A 17,233-nucleotide genomic window follows, 5' to 3' on the forward strand; every position below is an offset into this window, starting at 1 on the left:
GTCATAAAGATAGAAAACTTTATACAGAAACCGATACCCGTCGTCCCCCTTTTTCGCGAAAAGTTTTTGATTTAAAATGAATCTTCCCGATTCTGTTTCAGGCAATGCAGGGGCGAATAGCCATACTGCTTCTTGAAGGCTTGTGAGAAGTGCGACCGGTTCTTGAACCCGACCCGATAACAGACATCCTGTGCCGATACGCCCCCTTCGAGAAGCAGCCGCCGGGCCTCCTCGAGCCGCCGCTCCGTAATCCAGCGTTGCGGCGACAGGGTGCTGATTTTGGCAAAATCGCGCTTGAAGGTGGCCAGGCTCCGCCCGGTGTAGGAGGCAAACTCGTCCAGCGTAAGGTCTTCGGTATAGTTGCTCTCCATGAAATCCATCAGGTCTATCTTCCACGCCTCGTTGAAGTCGAACAGGGTCGGATAGAAACGGTCGTCTATGGCGAGCAGGCACATCACGGCCTCGTGCACCTTCAGCCGCAACCACTCGTCGGCAGGCGTTTCACCGCTATCGGTATAGGGCAGAAACGAGTCGAAGAGGCTCTTCAAGGCAACCGTCCGGGGCAGCACATTCACCGTCTTTCCTATCGGGCCGAGGCCATGCAGCCGCTTGCAGGTGGCAGCCACCCGGTTGTAATACTCCTTCAGCTCCTTGCGGGGCAGAGAGAAATTGATACCCCGGTAGGGATGCCCGTCGAGCGGCACCTTGGTGACGTTGACCGAGCAGTCGCGGCGGACAAACACGAAGTTGTCGGCCATGACCTCGTCGGTCGTCTCCCGCCCCTCGATAACCAGCTTGCCGGAGCGCACGAAGATAATGGAGTGGGCAGGCATGCGATGCTCCAGGTGCATGTCGTGGGGGATGCTGCAACTCAGCAGGATATTACCGTAGTTAATCAGATGGTCTATCGTTTCTTTCATGTAGCAAAGATAATACAGAGTTACTTTACACGCTGCATCTTGCGAAATATTTCGGGCATGGCAGCCGGGTTCATCGGTATCATGTCGACTAGGTCGAGTGTCTTGACCATGTGCAGCGTGCCCTGCTTGTAGGTCTGGAAATGGGCGGTACCGATGTGATGGCGATAGGCCTCGGGGCTGGCATATATCTCGAGGATGCGCACCTGGCAGGAGTCGCGTTGCTGAATCATGGGGAATATGGCTATTACTCCCGGCTCTTCGCGAACCGAGGTAGCCCCCACCTCCAACGCCGCCTCGAGATAGGCATCCCGGTATTGGGGATAGATCTCTATCTCGGAGATGCGCACCAGCATGGCGGTATCGACCTCGGCCTCGACAACCGACGAACGCTCGGCCAATGCAGTACCCGCCTCGCCCTCCGACGGCAAATCGAAAAGCCGGGCGGCATTCTCGTGCAAGAAGAGATCGGCATAGGCCGACAGCTCCCCATCGGCTTCCAGAGCCTCCTCCAACTGCCGCAGGTTGCGAGTGAGCACCTCGGCCGGCTGGTAGGGATAGTCCGAACCGTACAGGATATGGTCGGGCGTGGTAATGGTGAGCAGAGTGCGGATAACAGCCGGAGAAGCGGCACCGGCCAAATCGTAATAGAGCCGGGAGAGGTTGGCCTCCATATCGACCTCGCCCATCGAGCCGCGAGCCTGCAAGGCCGGCATTATCGCCTTCATACGAGGAACAGCCAACGGCAGGAACGAGCCGCAATGCGGCACAACCACCTTTACATGAGGATAACGCACCAGCAGGTTGCGTGCCAGCATGTTCATCAGAGCCCGGGTCGTTTCGGCCAAATACTCACAGGCGGCCAGGGGAACCCGCCCGGTCAACGGCTCGTTGACCGGGACCGGCTTGTGCGGATGAATGAGGATGACGGCCTGCCGGCTATCCAACACCTCCATCAGGGGGTCGAGAGCCTCGTCGCCCAGGTATTGCCCCCGGCTGTTGGTCGCCAGTTTCACCCCATCGGCCCCCAGTGTATCGAGGGCATAGATGGCCTCGGCCACGGCCGACTCCACATCGGGCAGAGGGAGGGCAGCACAAAAGCGGAAGCGATCGGGATAGGCCGCTTTCAGTCGGGCACCATATTCGTTACAGGCCCGTATCACCTGCCGGCACTCCTCGCTGTCGCCGAAACTGGGTTGCGGAGCCGGCATCGACAACACCGTGCAGGCAATGCCGGTACTGTCCATAAACGACAAGTGCGAATCGACATCCCAGGCAGGGAGCGGGAACCCCTCTTCCAGCTCGGCATGATGCCGGGCAAGCACCTGCCGATAATCGGGCAGAATGTTGTGGCTATGCACATCGACTACCTGTCGGGCATGGCCGGTGAAATTGCCAATCATAAGGAGAATCACAAGATACAACCACCGTTTCATAGGCCTATGCTTGACTCGCTTCATACTGTTTTCCGGCTTCGGTACAGAGCCCTATGACACTGCCCGTGCGCAGATACTGATAGGTAGGAAACTCGAACAGCACCGGTTTGAGCCGGTTGTAGTCGATTTTATCCCGGTCGTTGAGTATGCTCTCATCGGCATAGGTGTGGGCGATGCTGCAAATAAAGTTTTCGAAACCGTTGCACACATACACATCCTCGACCCGACACTCCATGGTCAAGGGCGATTCGTTCACCATAGGTGTCCCCTCCTCGCCTGCCGTCGACTCGAACAGGGTGCTTTTGTCCTGCTTGTGCCCCGACACGATACCGCAGTAATCGGCTTTCGGCAGCCACTCTTCGGTAACGATATTGACCGACAGCCGGCCACTCTCCTTAATGCCCCGGTTGATGTAGTGCGAGGCATGCAGACTGACAAGCAGCCTGTCGTGAGCCACAATGCCTACATGGGCTACCAGAGTCCACGTGGCTTTTCCCTCTACCTGGGCACCCACCACAACCGCAGGGGTGGGATAAAGTGCCATTGAATTTCCGATATTCTTTTTCATAACGATAAATATATGTTGGTTTTCTGTTGCAAAACTACAGCAGCGAAATTAAAAGCACGTTAGTTTACGGCTCATTTATCGTTATCGAAAAGCTCAATACTACCGTTGCCGAGCTATACGACAACCGTAACTCCCCGAACAGGTCGGTATCCTGCCCTACTCCCAACCGACATCTCCATCCCCCACACCCGGAGAAAGAGCTTCCTCGGGAAAAAACAACCGGGGAGGACCCTTTGCAGAATCCGCCCCGGAGCTTTCATTTCTTATCGTAGGTAACCAAAATTATCCGCAACGCGAAGTACCGCACGAAGTGCAGATGAGGCATCCCTCCTGATAGATGAGGGTCTCGTTACCACAATTCGGACAGGTCTGCCCACTGGCTTTGGTGCCGTTGGGCAGGTATTTCTTCAGAGCGCGCTCTACACCGTTCTTCCAGCTGTTGATCGACTGGCTGTCGAGCTCGAGGCTCGATACCAGCTTGAGCACTTGCGGGATGGGCATGCCGTAGCGAAGTACTCCCGAGATGAGTTTGGCATAGTTCCAATACTCGGGGTTGAACTTGTCGGAGAGTCCCTCGATGGTGGTCTTGTAACCGCGCTTGTTGGAGAACTGGAAGTCGTAACGCTTCGTACCGTCGGGGTTTACGGCCTTCACAATCTTACCCTTCACTACATTCTTGGGGCAGAAGATACCGTCGTCGTCGTCGGCAAGACCGGTGAAGATTTCGTAAGGCTTGCCATCTTTCAGACCCACGAAGGCAATCCACTTCTCCTTGTTGTTCTGGAAGCGAACCACATCGGCCTCGAGCTCGATGGGGCGTACCAGCGTTTCGGCTTGTGCGGGAACCACGGGTTTCTTTTCTTCCTTCTTGGCCGAGATGAGCACACCCGAGCGAGAGCCGTCGCGATAGACCGTACAGCCTTTGCAACCCGAGCGCCAAGCCTCGACATAGAGCTGACCCACCATCTCTTCGCTCACGTCGGAGGGAAGGTTGATGGTAACGCTAATTGAGTGGTCGACCCACTTCTGGATGCGGCCCTGCATGCGCACCTTCTGCAACCAGTCGATGTCGTTGGCCGTAGCCTTGTAGTAAGGCGAGCGAGCCACCAGGGCATCGACCTCCTCCTGACTATAATTCTTTTTCACTTCGATGCCGTTTACCTGCATCCAGGTGATGAATTTATGGTGATAAACCACATACTCTTCAAAGGCATCGCCCGTCTCGTCGACATAGTCGATATGTACGGCAGGATCGTTGGGGTTCACCTTGCGGCGACGGCGATAAACCGGCATGAATACCGGCTCGATGCCCGAGGTGGTCTGGGTCATCAGACTCGTAGTGCCCGTGGGTGCAATGGTGAGGCAGGCAATGTTGCGACGCCCGTACTTGCACATGTCGGCATAGAGCTCTTCATCTTCGTGTTTCAACCGTTTGATGAAGGGGTTGTTGGTCTCGCGGTCGGCATCGAAAATCGAGAAGGCGCCACGCTCCTTGGCCATCGTCACCGACGAACGGTAAGCGGCCAGTGCCAAAGCCCGATGTACCTTTTCGGAGAAGTCGGTAGCCTCTTCGGTTCCGTAGCGGAAACCCATGGCGGCAATCATATCGCCCTCGGCCGTGGTGCCCACACCGGTACGACGGCCTTGCAGGGTACGTTTCTGTATCTTGTACCACAGGTTGAGCTCGGTGCTCTTCACCTCGTCGGTCTCGGGGTCGGCCTTGATTTTCTCGATAATCTTGTCGATCTTCTCCATCTCAAGGTCGATAATATCGTCCATGATGCGCTGTGCCAGCATCACATGTTTACGGAAGAGGTCGAAGTCGAAATAGGCCTCCGGGGTAAACGGATTGACTACATAGGAGTAGAGGTTGATGGCCAACAGACGGCAGCTGTCGTAGGGACAGAGGGGAATCTCGCCGCAAGGGTTGGTCGATACGGTCTTGAAGCCCAGGTCGGCATAGCAGTCGGGTACCGACTCTCTGATGATGGTATCCCAAAAGAGTACGCCGGGTTCGGCCGATTTCCAGGCATTGTGCACAATCTTTTTCCAAAGGGCTTGCGCGTCGATCTCCTTCGTCACCTTGGGATCGGGCGAGTCGATGGGGAACTGTTGGATGTAGGGCTTGCCTTCGATAGCAGCCTCCATAAAGTCGTCGTGAATCTTCACCGACACGTTGGCACCCGTCACACGTCCCTCGACCATCTTGGCGTCGATGAACGACTCGGAGTCGGGGTGTTTGATCGATACCGAAAGCATCAGCGCACCGCGACGGCCATCCTGAGCCACCTCGCGGGTCGAGTTGGAGTAACGCTCCATAAAGGGTACCAGCCCCGTAGAGGTGAGGGCCGAGTTCTTGACGGGCGAACCTTTGGGGCGGATGTGCGACAGGTCGTGACCTACACCACCGCGACGTTTCATCAGTTGCACCTGCTCTTCGTCGATTTTGATAATGCCGCCGTACGAGTCGGGGGCACCATCGAGCCCAATCACAAAACAGTTGGAGAGCGACCCCACCTGATAGTTGTTGCCGATTCCACTCATCGGGCTACCTTGCGGCACGATGTAGCGGAACGATCTCATCAAATCGAACAGCTCTTGCGACGAAAGCGGGTTAGGATACCGTTGCTCGATACGAGCAATCTCATTGGCGATACGCCAGTGCATATCGTCGGGAGTCTTTTCATAGATATTCCCATACGAATCTTTCAGAGCATATTTGTTTACCCACACACGGGCAGCCAGCTCATCTCCCTTGAAATACTCCAACGACGCCTGATAAGCCTCGTCATAAGTATAAATAGTTGGTTCCACGAGACAAATATTTTTTCTATTATGTTAATTAGTTAATTTTTAGACAAAGGTTTTTCAGCAGAAAGATTTACGGTGCAAGTTTATAAAAAACATTCTACATACACAAATAATATCATTTTTAAATATCAACAATTTATAAAGTTTCCCGATTTAAAACAAAACTGTATTGACAATCATATATTTAAAATTTTGACCATAACAAAAAGTTTTCCGTTTTTGAAAATCAGACAAACACATCCAAGAAACACAAGGAAAAATCGGCATTAGTAATAAAGTACAATTATTTCTATTTGCAAGTATCCATGAAGAAAATCCACAGACAATCGGCACCACGGCCATACCGCCGTTGTCAAATATTTTCATTACCTTTGCTACTACGAACTTATCACTTCAAATCCCCATTACCTATGATAAAGAGTTTGAAAGAGAGAAGAACGATACGGCAATATCTCGACAAGGAGATAGATGACCGTCTGCTCAACGAACTTCTCGAAACGGCATTTCGTGCCCCCACAACGGGCAACATGCAGGTGTACAGCGTCGTCGTTACCCGTACTCGGGAGAACAAAGAGCGACTGGCTCCGGCCCACTTCAACCAACCTACCGTCACCCACGCGCCGGTGGTGCTGACCTTCTGCGCCGACTTTAACCGGTTTGTAAAATGGTGCGAGCTGAACCATGCACAACCGGGCTACGACAACTTCCAGTCGTTCGTTACGGCAGCCATCGACGCCCTGCTCGTGGCTCAGCAGTTCTGCACCGCAGCCGAGCTTTCGGGTCTGGGCTGCTGCTATCTGGGCACTACCACCTACAACGCTCCCCAGATTGCCGAAGCCCTGCAACTGCCCCGTCTGGTGATCCCCATTACCACCCTCACCGTAGGTTATCCGGCCGACATGCCCGCCCAGGTAGACCGCCTGCCCCTCGAGGCGATTGTTCACCACGAGAGCTACCGCGACTACACGCCCGAGGATATACAGCGCCTCTATGCCGAAAAAGAGAGTCTGCCCGAGAACCGGCAATTCGTAGCCGAGAACCACAAGGAGACTCTGGCTCAGGTATTCACCGACGTGCGCTACACGCGCGAGAACAACGAACTGTTCTCCAAAATCTTCCTCGACTTCATTGTGAAACAGGGCTTCAAAATGCCCGAATAAGAGACGGAGAGAGTTCAACACCTCCCCTGCAACGATACGAAAGAGGCCCGGAACGCTGTTGTTTCGGGCCTCTTTCGTTATTCTGTATCCCTATGGAGGTTATCCTTGTATCCGTTGCTCAATCTCCTCGAGATCGCTCCGCAACTTCTTGTCCACCCCTATCTGTTCGGTGATGGTCTTGCAGGCGTGCAGCACGGTAGCGTGGTCTTTCTTGCCCAGCACGTCGCCGATACCGGCCAGCGAAAGGCTGGTGTATTTCTTGGCCAGGTACATGGACATCTGACGGGCCACAACCACCTCTCTCTTGCGCGTGCGCTCGAGCAGGCGCGAGGTATCCAAGCCGTAATAGCCGCAAACCGCCTCTTTGATGGTATCGATGGTAATCTGCTTCTGCACCATCTTCACGCTGGCAGCCAGCACCTGATCGGCCATTTCGATGGAAATCTCCTTCTTCAAGACGCTCGAACGTACCATGAGCGAAACGATAACCCCCTCGAGGTCGCGCACGTTGTCGGTCACGTTGCGGGCGATGTAGTCGATTACCGACTCGTCGATGGTCAAGCCGTCGCGGTGTACCTTGCTCATGAGAATATCGTAGCGCAACTTGTAGTCGGGACGCTCCACCTCGGCCGTCAAACCCCATTTGAAGCGGGTCAACAGACGCGAAACCATGCCCACCAGCTCGACCGGCGGACGGTCGCAGGTGAGTACCAGTTGCTTGTTGCTCTGATGCAGATGGTTAAAGATGTGGAAGAAGGTATTCTGGGTCTGGGTCTTCCCGGCAAACTCCTGAATATCGTCCATCAACAGTACGTCGATGCTTTGATAGAAGCCGATAAAATCGTTCACGCGATTGTTGCGCACGGCATCGGTATACTGCACCAGAAAGTCGTGAGCCGACAGGTAGAGCACCCGTTTGGCCGGCATGTTCTCTTTGATGCGCAAACCTATGGCCTGAATCAAGTGGGTCTTTCCCACCCCCGACTCACCGAAGAGAAACAAGGGGTTGAAGGTATTGCGACCGGGATTCTCGGCAATCGATTCGGCAGCCGCACGCGCCAACATGTTGCTTGCCCCCTGATAATAACTTTCAAAAGTGTAAATCGGGTTCAGACGGGGGTCGAGCTCATCGTATACGCGTTGTTTGAACGGGTCCAAAAGGTCGGGCATCGCCTGCTGCATTTTCTTGACAGCGGTCGACTTGGTCGTAGCAGAGAGGTCGACCGTAGCCTCGGGCTGACGGACAATCTGCACACGATACACCAACTTGACGTTTGCCCCATAGATGCGAGGCAAAACCTTTTTCAGCAGGTTGAGGTAGTGCTCCTCGATCTGCTCTATCACGAAATGTGAAGGGACAAGCAAAGTCAACACATTATCGCCATCAACACCCAACGAAGTAATCGGCTTGAACAGACTCTCAAACGCCTCGGGGGCTATGTTGTCTTTGATAATTGTTAGACATTGGTCCCACAACTGAACATGTTGTTCTGAACCCATTTTATGTAAATCTTCTATCAAAAAACTTTTGCGTGTACAAAATTCAAATTATTTTTCCGCAAAAACAAATCGCAAAATATTTGCTTTTTACATTTCAGTTACAAACGGTTGATTTCAAAGTTCTTATAAAATATCGTCTCTCGAGATATTTTTTCCGTTTTCACAATCTATCATCACTTTATCTTTCAAGCGATTACAAACCTTCATATGTTTTTCGGCACATTTCCAGCACCTCTCTCCCATCGGGTAAACACACCCCTATAAGGGTAGCTTTGGGAATATTACAAAAAAATTGCAGATTCTTCCTTATTTATATCGATTCTAAATAAGGAAAATCTGTTACTCTTCTCAGAACAGCGAGAAGTGTACATATCGCTTGGGATTAAGCCGCAAGTCGATCATGAGCGAATCGACACTGCCCAGCACACCATTGGCCCGATCGTAAAGCCCCCGGTCGTTCAACAACAGCCCCAGACTGTTGTCGGGCGAGGTAAGCCGCGAGGTGATTTGCTGCAGATTGTAACTGGTCTTCTGCACCGATGCCATGGTCGACTGCAACGGCAGCGCATTGAGGGTATCGGAGAATTGGTTGATCTGCGCCGTAATGCCCTGCACGTTGTCGAGTATCACGGGGACATCGTTTTGCATCATGCCCGAGAGTTGTACCGACGAGCGTTCCAGATTGGCCGTAATGCGATCGAGCCGTTTTACCGACGAGACCAGAGCCGGGTCGTTGACCAGGGTTTGCAACCCCGACAAGATGCTGTCGAGTTTGGGCAACAACACGACAACCTGGGGCAGCAGCTCGCTCTGGAGGCTCTGCATCAGCCCCGACTTCACTTCGCCCTGCAGCAAGGCTCCGTGCTCGTAGTATTCGCTCACGTGGGGATTCAGGTCGATTACCACCGACGAGGTTCCCAACATATCGGTCTCGAGGTAGACCCGGCTGTCGACCGGAATCTTCAGTTTCTTATCGAGATTCAACAGTACCTTGATGGTCTGATTCGTGTCGTAGTCGTACACAATCTCCTGCACGAGCCCCACCTTGTAGCCGTCGATCATCACCGGGGCCGACTGGGCCAACCCGCCCACGCTGGGGAACTGCACATAATAGTAATTAGAGGGTTTCATCACGTTGATGCCCTTCAAATAGTTGATGCCTACATACAGAATGAGGATGCTAATCAGCACCGAGAGGGCAATCTTTGCTTCTTTTCCAAACCACTTTTTCATATTATTCTTTTTAGTTGGGCTATCGTCTTGTTTCTCACTTTACACGCTTTCCGTCACGGAACTGGATGATAAAGGCATCGCGAAACAACGATTTCACCTTTTTATATTGTTGCTGTATACCATTTCGATCGGTCGATTTCCCATAGGTGTATTTATACATGCTCCCCTCTTTGTAGCATTCGACAGGCGAGAGGCCTTTGAACTCCTTGGAGTTGGCCGGCAACTTGCGGGGGAGCGCCATAAACTGCACCTTGTAATAGGTAACACCCGAGGCGTCGTCTTGTTCGGCCTTGCCGGTTTGAGTTTTGGCGGGGGCCGGTTTCTCTACTTCGGCAGGTGCAGGAGCCGGAGCAGGAGCCGGAGTCGACGAGGTGACCGCAGGGACCGAACCCTTGCGCGAGTTTTGCTTGCGATCGTAATCCGATTTGTATTTGACAAAGGCATTGTAAATGGCCTGGGCCATCTTGGTCTGCCCGCTCTCCGAGGTGAGGAACCGCTCTTGCGTGGGGTTGCAGATGAAGTCGAGCTCGACCAGAACCGCCGGCATGCCGGTCTTGGCCAGCACCCAGAATCCGGCCTGCCGCACCCCGCGGTCCACACGGTTGGCTACCGATACAAACTCGTGCTGTATGTCCGAGGCAAAGTTGATGCTCTGCTCCATATGCTTGTACTGCATGAATTCAAAGATAATGTACGACTCGGTCGAGTTGGGGTCGAACCCTTCGTAACGGGTAGAGAAATCGTTCTCGAGATAGATAACCGAGTTCTCACGCTTGGCCACCTCGAGGTTCTCTTTGCTGCGGTGCAGACCCAGTGTCCAGGTAGAGGCACCGGCCACGGTCTTGCGGTTGGGCGATTTCTTGTCAATCGAGTTGGTGTGTATCGAGATGAAGAGGTCGCCCTCCACCCGGTTGGCCTTATCGGCCCGCTCCTGCAAGGTGAGGTAGACATCCTTGTCGCGGGTATAGACCACCTTCACCCCCGGCACATTGTTGGCCACCATGCGCCCCAGCTTCAGGGCTACCCCCAGATTGATGTCCTTCTCCTTGGCCTTGTTGCCAAGGGCACCCGCGTCGCGCCCTCCGTGACCGGCATCGATGACCAGCACGAAGTCTTTGGCCGAAACGACCGAGAGCCCGAGCACAAATGCAAAAAGGAGGGAGAGCACCCGCGTAAAGCAATATGAATGTTTCATAAACCAGTATCTGCTATCATTAACACAAGACCCGGCCCCGCCGGAATCCTGACAAATTGCCAAACAGGCGGCGTACCATCCGGGCCTATTTCGCAGTTTCAAATGCAAAGGTATAAATAAAGCTCGAAAAAGATGTCAATTTCAAGGAGATTTATTGCCTTATACTCAAATCGTAAAACTGGATTCGCACCGATGGCTTTCTCGAAAGAAAAAAGTATTTTTGCAAAAGCGAGACAAAAAGCGTGTATATGATACGACACCTGAAACAAAACAGCTATGCCATGGCGATATGCCTGCTGACGGCGGCCTTCATCGCCTGCAACGGAAAGGCTTCGGAGGCCCGGAGCTCCGTAACCCGACACCCCGTGACCATCGAACGGTTCGACCGCGAACTCCCGGCCTATGTGCAACAGACCGACACCGCCGCGGCGGCCGGCTTCAGGGAGAAATACACCCCCTTCTTCTCCGTCTACTGCCGGCAGATTCTGGGGCTGGGCGACGCCCCCGACTTCCGCGAGGGGCTGAACCTGTTTCTCACCCACGAAGCCATTGCCCAACTCTATGCCGATACCGAGTCGCACTTCGCCAGCGACACCGCCTGGATTGCCGCCCTGCAACAGGGCTTCGACCGGTACAGCGAGCTCTTTCCGCAGGCACCGCGTCCCCGCCTGCTCACCCATGTGTCGGGGCTGAACCAGTCGATTGTTACGGTCGACTCGCTGCTCTCTATCTCGCTCGACTGCTACCTGGGGGCCGACTACCCGCTCTACGAACAACGCTATTATATATATGAACGGGGGCTGCACGAGAGCGGCCGCATAGCCTACGACGCTCTGGAGGTGTGGCTGCGCACCCGCTACCCCTACGAATCGAAACGCAATGCTCTGCTCGACCGCATGGTCTACGAGGGGAAGATTCTCTATGCCCTCGCCTCGATATTCCCCGAGGCCGACGAATACCGCCTGCTGGGCTACACCGACGAGCAGGCGCAGTGGTGCCAGACCAACGAGGCCGAAATCTGGCACCAGGTGGTGAGCAAGAAGCACCTGTTCAACACCGAGTCGATGCTCATCCACAAATATGTGGAACCGGCCCCCTTTGTAGCCGTGCTGCATCAGGATTCGCCGGGCCGTCTGGGCCGCTGGATCGGCTACCAGATAGTCAAGCGATATGCCCAGGAGAAGAAGAAAAGTGCGGCCGAACTGCTGGCCTCGCCCGACGATGCCGGCGAGATATTGGCCGAATCGAAATACAACGGATAAACTGAAACGATAGCTATGAACCACGTATACGGACTGGTGGGGTATCCCTTGGGACACTCGTTTTCCCGCTCGTTTTTCCACGCGAAATTCGAACGTGAGGGGATAGCGGCCACCTACGAAAACTTCGAGATGCCCGACCTCTCGACTCTGCGGCAACTCATTGCCGACCGCCGGGAGCTCTGCGGGCTGAATGTAACGATACCCTATAAGACGGAGGTTATCGCGCTGCTCGACGAGCTGGACCCGCAGGCCCGCGCGATTGGGGCCGTCAACGTCATACAGATAACCCGGCAACCCGACGGCCGCGTATGGCTCAAAGGCTACAACAGCGACATCATCGGGTTCACCCAATCGATTGCCCCGCTCATCGACGAGGGCATGCAACGGGCACTCATCCTGGGAACGGGTGGCGCCTCGAAAGCGGTCTATGCCGGACTGAAGTCGCTGCACATCGAGCCTGCCTTCGTCTCGCGGCAACGGCGCGGCGACATCATCGGCTACGACGACCTCACCCCCGAGCGGATGGCTTCCCACCGCATCATCGTCAACACCACGCCGGTGGGCATGTATCCTCACACCGACGAGGCTCCCCGCATCCCCTACGAATGCCTTACCCCCGAGCACCTCTGCTACGACCTCATCTACAACCCCGAGGTGACCCGCTTTCTCGAGTTGGCGGCCCGCCAGGGGTGCAAGACCAAAAACGGCACCGAGATGCTGCACCTGCAGGCCCTGGCCGCCTGGGATATTTGGAATCGATAACGCCATAAGCCCCTCCACCATGATAGACTTCAGACTAAAAGTTTTTTGCAGCGTAGCCCACAACCTCAGTTTTACCAAAGCCTCGAAAGAGCTGTATGTGAGCCAACCGGCCATCAGCAAGCACATCCAGGAGCTCGAGGCCGAGTACAGCACGCGACTGTTCGAGCGGATGGGTACCCACATTACCCTCACCCCCGAGGGTGAACTGCTGCTCTCGCATGCCGAGAAGATACTCGCTCACTACAAGCAGCTCGACTTCGAGATGAACCTGCTCACCCAGCGCCACATGGGCGAACTGCGGCTGGGGGCCAGCACCACCATCGCCCAGTATGTGCTACCCTCCTATCTGGCCACATTCAGCCAGAAGTTCAAGCAGATAAAGCTGTCGCTCGTCAACGGGAACACCCGTGCCATCGAGCGGGCCGTCGAAGAGAACCGCATAGACCTGGGGCTCATCGAAGGGGTGAGCCGCCAGCCCCACCTGCACTACACCCCGTTCATGCGCGACGAGCTGGTGTGCATAGCCAGCACCCGCAGCAAGCTGGCGCGGTACGACGAGATTTCGCTCGACCAGCTGCGGCAACTGCCGCTGGTCATTCGCGAGAGCGGCTCGGGCAGCCTCGAGGTCTTTGAAAAGGCGCTGGCGCAAAAGCAGCTGAAGCTGTCGCAATTCAACATTGCCATGCAACTGGGCACAACCGAGGGCATCAAACGGTTTCTCTACAACACCGACAGTGTGGGCATGATGTCGATACAGGCGGTTTCGACCGAGATTGCCGACGGTCGGCTGAAGGTAATCGAGATTGCCGATTTCACCTGCGAGCGGGAGTTCTGCTTCGTCCAGAATGCCGGACAGAACGGCGGCCTCGCCTCGGACTTCATGCGCTACATGACCCGCCGATTCTAAGCGAACACGGGTGCTTTTACACCGCTCGCCTACCTTGTCTGACACACCGAAAAACATACTGCCATGACCCGAAATCCCCTGTCGGCTGCCCGTACTCCATTCATTCGACTGCTGCTCCCGCTGCTGGCGGGAATCGTGGGGCAGGCCCTGCTGCATCTCCCCTTGTGGAGCTGTCTGTTGCCGGGGCTGGGCGGACTCGTGCTGTGGGGGTTGCAGACCAAGCGGGGCACCATCGAGGAGCAATACCGCAAGCGCGAATTCTTCGGGTGGGGACTCTTCCTGATTCTCCTATCGGCAGGAGCCACCCTGCACTACCTGCAACAACGCCCCTACCGGCAGCCCGAGGGCTTCTATCCCGTAGCCGTCGCCCACATCGACCACAAAGCGGTCGAGAAAGAGGGGGCCTACTACTGCCCCGCCTCGATTACCGGGTTGGTCGATACCCTGGGCCACACGGTACCCTATCGCGAAAAGGTGGCCCTCTACTTCGAAAAGAGTCTGTCGGCCGGCCGGCTCGACTACGGCGACCGGATAATTTTTGAATTTCGACTGCGCCCCATTGCCGGGATTGGGAACCCGGGCGACTTCGACCGGGCCGCCTTCATGCGCTACCAGGGCATCGCCCGCAACCAATACCTTGCCGACGAGCGATGGCGGTACATCGGCCACGAACCCCGCTCGGAATTTCGGGCCTGGGCAGCCATGCAGCAAACCGCACTCGCCCACCGCATCGACACCTGCCACCTCGCGCCCCACAGCGCCCTGCTGCTGAAAACCCTTCTGCTGGGCGACCGAGCCGATTTTCCGCCCGACCTGCGACAGTCGTTCTCGGCCTCGGGACTCTCGCACATACTGGCCGTAAGCGGGCTGCACATGGGAGTCATTGCCTCGCTGGTCTACCTGCTGCTCTTCCCCCTGGCCTGGAGCGAGACGGGCCGCAAGTTGCGCCCCCTGCTCACGCTGCTCGTGTTGTGGATTTATGCCTGCATCACGGGGTTGTCCCCCTCGGCCGTGCGGGCCAGCATCATGGCGTCGTTCCTGTTGACAGCCGAGTTTCTGGAACGACGTAACAGTTCGCTCAATGCCCTGTTTGCCGCCGCCTTCTTCATGCTGCTCTACGACACCCGCCTCGTGTTCGATGCCGGATTCCAGATGAGTTTCGCCGCCGTCGCCGCCATCCTGCTCTTCTACCGCCGACTAAACGTCGGGGGAAAGTCGCCCTACCGCCTCGTGCGCTGGGCGAGTTCGTGTACGGCCGTGTCGATAGCCGCACAAGCGGGCGCCCTGCCCATCGCCATCTACTACTTCCACACCCTGCCCCTGCTCTTTCTGGTTGGCAATCTGGTGGTACTGCCGCTCCTGCCCGTCATCTTCGGGCTGGCCCTGCTCATGCTGCTGCTCACCGCCCTGCATCTGCCCTACCTCTGGCTGGCAACCGCCACCGACCTGCTGCTGCGATTTATCGAAAGGCTGAGTCTCGCCATCGACCACCTGCCGGGCAGCCACCTCGAGGGGGTGTGGCTGGAACCCCGCTACCTGTGGGGCTACTTTATCGGGGGAATCCTCATCTACCTGACGGTGAAGCGGCGTTCGAAGCGACTGCTCGGGCTTACGCTGGGGGCCGCCATTCTCTTTCTGGCTGCCGACCTGGCTACCCATCGGGCTCCATGCCCTGAAATAGTAGTCTATGAAGACCCCCAATCGACCGTGGTGCAACTGAGCGACCGGGGACACTGCTACCTGTTACTACCCGATACCTTGCCGGTCGAGGGGCCACTGCCCGGCGAGCCCTATCGCCAACAAAACGGCTACGCAAGCTACACCCTGATACAACCGGGGACCACTCCGGTCGAAGGGCCGCAGCTCCTTGTCGACTACCCCTTTGCCATCTTTCACGGCAAACGGCTGCTCCTGCTCGACACCCCCGGCCGGAAGGGCTCCGACACCCAACTACCAGGCGAACGGCTGTCAATCGACTATGCCGTGGTCGACCGGCAATTCGACGGACGACTGGCCGACGTGGTCCGGCTCTTCGACATCGGACAGGTTATCATCGGGGCCAACGTGCATCCGTCGCGGGCCCGCCTGTGGCTGAACGACTGCTACAAGCAGGGCATCGCCTGCCACGACGTGCGCACGGAGGGAGCCTGGACATACAGACCCGCACGCTGACCGAAGTCCCCGGGTAGCACCTCTCTCAAAGAGAGATAAACGACCGGCCATCCAACCGCCCCCAACCCTATTCAGCCTGGCCTCCCGACCCGGCAAAAAGAGAGGGGCCGCGACTCGAACGAGTCACAGCCCCTTGGTTTATCTGTTCGCCGTGCGATGGAATCGCACCTGATCGATACCTTGGTTTATTTGCTTTCGGCCTTGTCGGCAGCAGCCTCCTTTTCAGGTTCGGCATCGGCCTTCTTCTCCTCTACGAAATCGGTGTTGCCCGTCTCGACCAGCAGGTTGTACCAGCTGATGAGTTTCTTGATGTCGGTTACATACACTCTCTCGCGATCGAAGTTGGGGAGCACGTCGGCCAGATAGGCACGCAGCGCCTCGGCATCGGCTTTCTTCGTATCGAGCGACACTTTGCCACCGTTTTCTTTCTTCTTGATCGATTCCAATACTTCGCCCAGAGGCACATCGTCTTCGTCGGTAAAGATGGCGATGTCGCCCAGCGAGATGATTTTTTCATGGGCATAGGCAGGCAGACGTTTACCGGTTTGCAAAGATTCGACAATCAGCATATTCTTGGCTTGAGATACCAACTTATACAAACCCGGTTTCCCAGAGATAGATAAAATCGTTTTCAACATAAAAATTGGTGTTTTATATTTAATGACTTAATCAATTTGTCGTGCAAAAATAATATACTTGTCGGGTTTAACCGATTTATCGGGCGAAATTTTTTCTCACCGCGGCTCTTCCAAGAGCGAGAGCACGGCGGCAATGAGCGACTGCCGCCCATCGTTATAGAGAATGTGGGTGGCCCGACGGCGGCGCTCCTCCTCGTCCATCTGCGAGGCCATGCGGCGGCGCACCTCGTCGGCCGTGAGTCCGCTACGCTGCTGCACTCGCTCGATGCGCAACGCTTCGGGAGCGGTTACCAACCACACCTCGTCGACCAGACGGTCGAGCTGCGACTCGTAGAGGATGGCCGACTCGACGAAACAGAGCTCGTCGGGACGACTGTGGCTCCAGCGGTCGAAATCGGCCCGCACGGCAGGGTGCACGATGGCGTTGAGCCGGGCTACCCGGTCGGGGTGACCGAAGGCCCGCGAGGCGAGCAACGGACGGTTCAGGGAACCGTCGGTGTAGACATCGTCGCCAAAAGCTTCGGCTATCTGCCGTTTCAATTCGGGCGAGGTGTTCATCAGGCGCCGGGCCTCCGAATCGGTATCGTACACTCGGTAACCCATCACCCGCAGCAAGTTCGAGACAACCGACTTGCCGCTGCCTATGCCACCTGTAATTCCTATTCGTTTCAT

The 17,233-nt window shown here is 55.7% G+C and carries 14 protein-coding genes; 5 read left to right on the forward strand and 9 right to left on the reverse strand.

The window, feature by feature from the left end; translation table 11 throughout:
- Positions 1 to 71 precede the first annotated feature (71 nt).
- The 4 genes from NW211_RS03530 to NW211_RS03545 form a co-directional block, all read right to left on the reverse strand.
- Positions 72 to 920, reverse strand: coding sequence for an AraC family transcriptional regulator (locus NW211_RS03530; protein ID WP_258326945.1), 849 nt, complete (start codon positions 918 to 920; stop codon positions 72 to 74).
- A 20-nt stretch (positions 921 to 940) separates the two neighbouring features.
- Entirely contained in the window at positions 941 to 2,353 is a 1,413-nt protein-coding gene (locus NW211_RS03535; RefSeq protein ID WP_258326946.1) for an amidohydrolase family protein, read from the reverse strand.
- Between the two features lie 4 nt (positions 2,354 to 2,357).
- A complete protein-coding gene (locus tag NW211_RS03540) occupies positions 2,358 to 2,921 on the reverse strand; it encodes a flavin reductase family protein (RefSeq protein ID WP_087407603.1) in 564 nt (187 codons plus the stop codon).
- A gap of 282 nt (positions 2,922 to 3,203) precedes the next feature.
- A complete protein-coding gene (locus tag NW211_RS03545) occupies positions 3,204 to 5,735 on the reverse strand; it encodes an adenosylcobalamin-dependent ribonucleoside-diphosphate reductase (protein WP_087407604.1) in 2,532 nt (843 codons plus the stop codon).
- Between the two features lie 407 nt (positions 5,736 to 6,142).
- On the opposite strand from NW211_RS03545, the gene NW211_RS03550 reads away from it, so the two are divergent.
- On the forward strand, positions 6,143 to 6,892 hold the full coding sequence (locus NW211_RS03550; RefSeq protein WP_087407605.1) for a nitroreductase family protein: 750 nt from the start codon (positions 6,143 to 6,145) through the stop codon (positions 6,890 to 6,892).
- A gap of 99 nt (positions 6,893 to 6,991) precedes the next feature.
- Here NW211_RS03550 and dnaA read toward each other — a convergent pair whose 3' ends face one another.
- The 3 genes from dnaA to NW211_RS03565 all read right to left on the reverse strand — a co-directional run bounded on the left by dnaA (position 6,992) and on the right by NW211_RS03565 (position 10,820).
- The gene (gene dnaA / locus NW211_RS03555) at positions 6,992 to 8,392 is read right to left on the reverse strand and encodes a chromosomal replication initiator protein DnaA (protein ID WP_087407606.1); all 1,401 of its coding nucleotides are present in this window, start codon (positions 8,390 to 8,392) and stop codon (positions 6,992 to 6,994) included.
- A gap of 348 nt (positions 8,393 to 8,740) precedes the next feature.
- Positions 8,741 to 9,625 carry an MlaD family protein gene (locus NW211_RS03560; protein WP_087407607.1) on the reverse strand — a complete coding sequence of 295 codons (885 nt, stop codon included), beginning with the start codon at positions 9,623 to 9,625 and terminating at the stop codon, positions 8,741 to 8,743.
- Between the two features lie 34 nt (positions 9,626 to 9,659).
- Positions 9,660 to 10,820: an N-acetylmuramoyl-L-alanine amidase gene (locus tag NW211_RS03565; RefSeq protein ID WP_258326947.1), complete on the reverse strand. Its 1,161-nt coding sequence runs from the start codon at positions 10,818 to 10,820 to the stop codon at positions 9,660 to 9,662.
- Positions 10,821 to 11,068: 248 nt separating this feature from the next.
- On the opposite strand from NW211_RS03565, the gene NW211_RS03570 reads away from it, so the two are divergent.
- The 4 genes from NW211_RS03570 to NW211_RS03585 all read left to right on the forward strand — a co-directional run bounded on the left by NW211_RS03570 (position 11,069) and on the right by NW211_RS03585 (position 15,923).
- The gene (locus NW211_RS03570) at positions 11,069 to 12,082 is read left to right on the forward strand and encodes a DUF2268 domain-containing putative Zn-dependent protease (protein WP_258326948.1); all 1,014 of its coding nucleotides are present in this window, start codon (positions 11,069 to 11,071) and stop codon (positions 12,080 to 12,082) included.
- A 15-nt stretch (positions 12,083 to 12,097) separates the two neighbouring features.
- Positions 12,098 to 12,844 carry a shikimate dehydrogenase gene (locus NW211_RS03575; RefSeq protein WP_258326949.1) on the forward strand — a complete coding sequence of 249 codons (747 nt, stop codon included), beginning with the start codon at positions 12,098 to 12,100 and terminating at the stop codon, positions 12,842 to 12,844.
- A 19-nt stretch (positions 12,845 to 12,863) separates the two neighbouring features.
- Entirely contained in the window at positions 12,864 to 13,751 is an 888-nt protein-coding gene (locus tag NW211_RS03580) for a LysR family transcriptional regulator (protein WP_258326950.1), read from the forward strand.
- 63 nt (positions 13,752 to 13,814) lie between these two features.
- Positions 13,815 to 15,923 carry a ComEC/Rec2 family competence protein gene (locus NW211_RS03585; RefSeq protein ID WP_258326951.1) on the forward strand — a complete coding sequence of 703 codons (2,109 nt, stop codon included), beginning with the start codon at positions 13,815 to 13,817 and terminating at the stop codon, positions 15,921 to 15,923.
- A gap of 185 nt (positions 15,924 to 16,108) precedes the next feature.
- Here the strand turns inward: NW211_RS03585 and NW211_RS03590 are convergent, their stop codons facing one another.
- Together NW211_RS03590 and coaE are read right to left on the reverse strand one after the other, a co-directional pair.
- Positions 16,109 to 16,561, reverse strand: a complete 453-nt coding sequence (locus NW211_RS03590; protein WP_087407613.1) for a DUF5606 domain-containing protein — start codon at positions 16,559 to 16,561, stop codon at positions 16,109 to 16,111.
- Between the two features lie 96 nt (positions 16,562 to 16,657).
- Positions 16,658 to 17,233, reverse strand: a complete 576-nt coding sequence (coaE, locus tag NW211_RS03595) for a dephospho-CoA kinase (RefSeq protein WP_087407614.1) — start codon at positions 17,231 to 17,233, stop codon at positions 16,658 to 16,660.

This window comes from Barnesiella sp. ET7 (assembly GCF_024733785.1).
Lineage (GTDB): Bacteria > Bacteroidota > Bacteroidia > Bacteroidales > Barnesiellaceae > Barnesiella > Barnesiella merdigallinarum.

Coding starts and splice junctions, on each gene's coding strand:
- NW211_RS03585 (WP_258326951.1), top strand. CDS start 13,815: ATGACCCGAAATCCCCTGTCGGCTGCCCGTACTCCATTCATTCGACTG.
- dnaA (WP_087407606.1), bottom strand. CDS start 8,392: ATGGGTTCAGAACAACATGTTCAGTTGTGGGACCAATGTCTAACAATT.
- NW211_RS03540 (WP_087407603.1), bottom strand. CDS start 2,921: ATGAAAAAGAATATCGGAAATTCAATGGCACTTTATCCCACCCCTGCG.
- NW211_RS03550 (WP_087407605.1), top strand. CDS start 6,143: ATGATAAAGAGTTTGAAAGAGAGAAGAACGATACGGCAATATCTCGAC.
- NW211_RS03530 (WP_258326945.1), bottom strand. CDS start 920: ATGAAAGAAACGATAGACCATCTGATTAACTACGGTAATATCCTGCTG.
- NW211_RS03570 (WP_258326948.1), top strand. CDS start 11,069: ATGATACGACACCTGAAACAAAACAGCTATGCCATGGCGATATGCCTG.
- NW211_RS03560 (WP_087407607.1), bottom strand. CDS start 9,625: ATGAAAAAGTGGTTTGGAAAAGAAGCAAAGATTGCCCTCTCGGTGCTG.
- NW211_RS03565 (WP_258326947.1), bottom strand. CDS start 10,820: ATGAAACATTCATATTGCTTTACGCGGGTGCTCTCCCTCCTTTTTGCA.
- NW211_RS03575 (WP_258326949.1), top strand. CDS start 12,098: ATGAACCACGTATACGGACTGGTGGGGTATCCCTTGGGACACTCGTTT.
- NW211_RS03535 (WP_258326946.1), bottom strand. CDS start 2,353: ATGAAACGGTGGTTGTATCTTGTGATTCTCCTTATGATTGGCAATTTC.
- NW211_RS03590 (WP_087407613.1), bottom strand. CDS start 16,561: ATGTTGAAAACGATTTTATCTATCTCTGGGAAACCGGGTTTGTATAAG.
- coaE (WP_087407614.1), bottom strand. CDS start 17,233: ATGAAACGAATAGGAATTACAGGTGGCATAGGCAGCGGCAAGTCGGTT.
- NW211_RS03580 (WP_258326950.1), top strand. CDS start 12,864: ATGATAGACTTCAGACTAAAAGTTTTTTGCAGCGTAGCCCACAACCTC.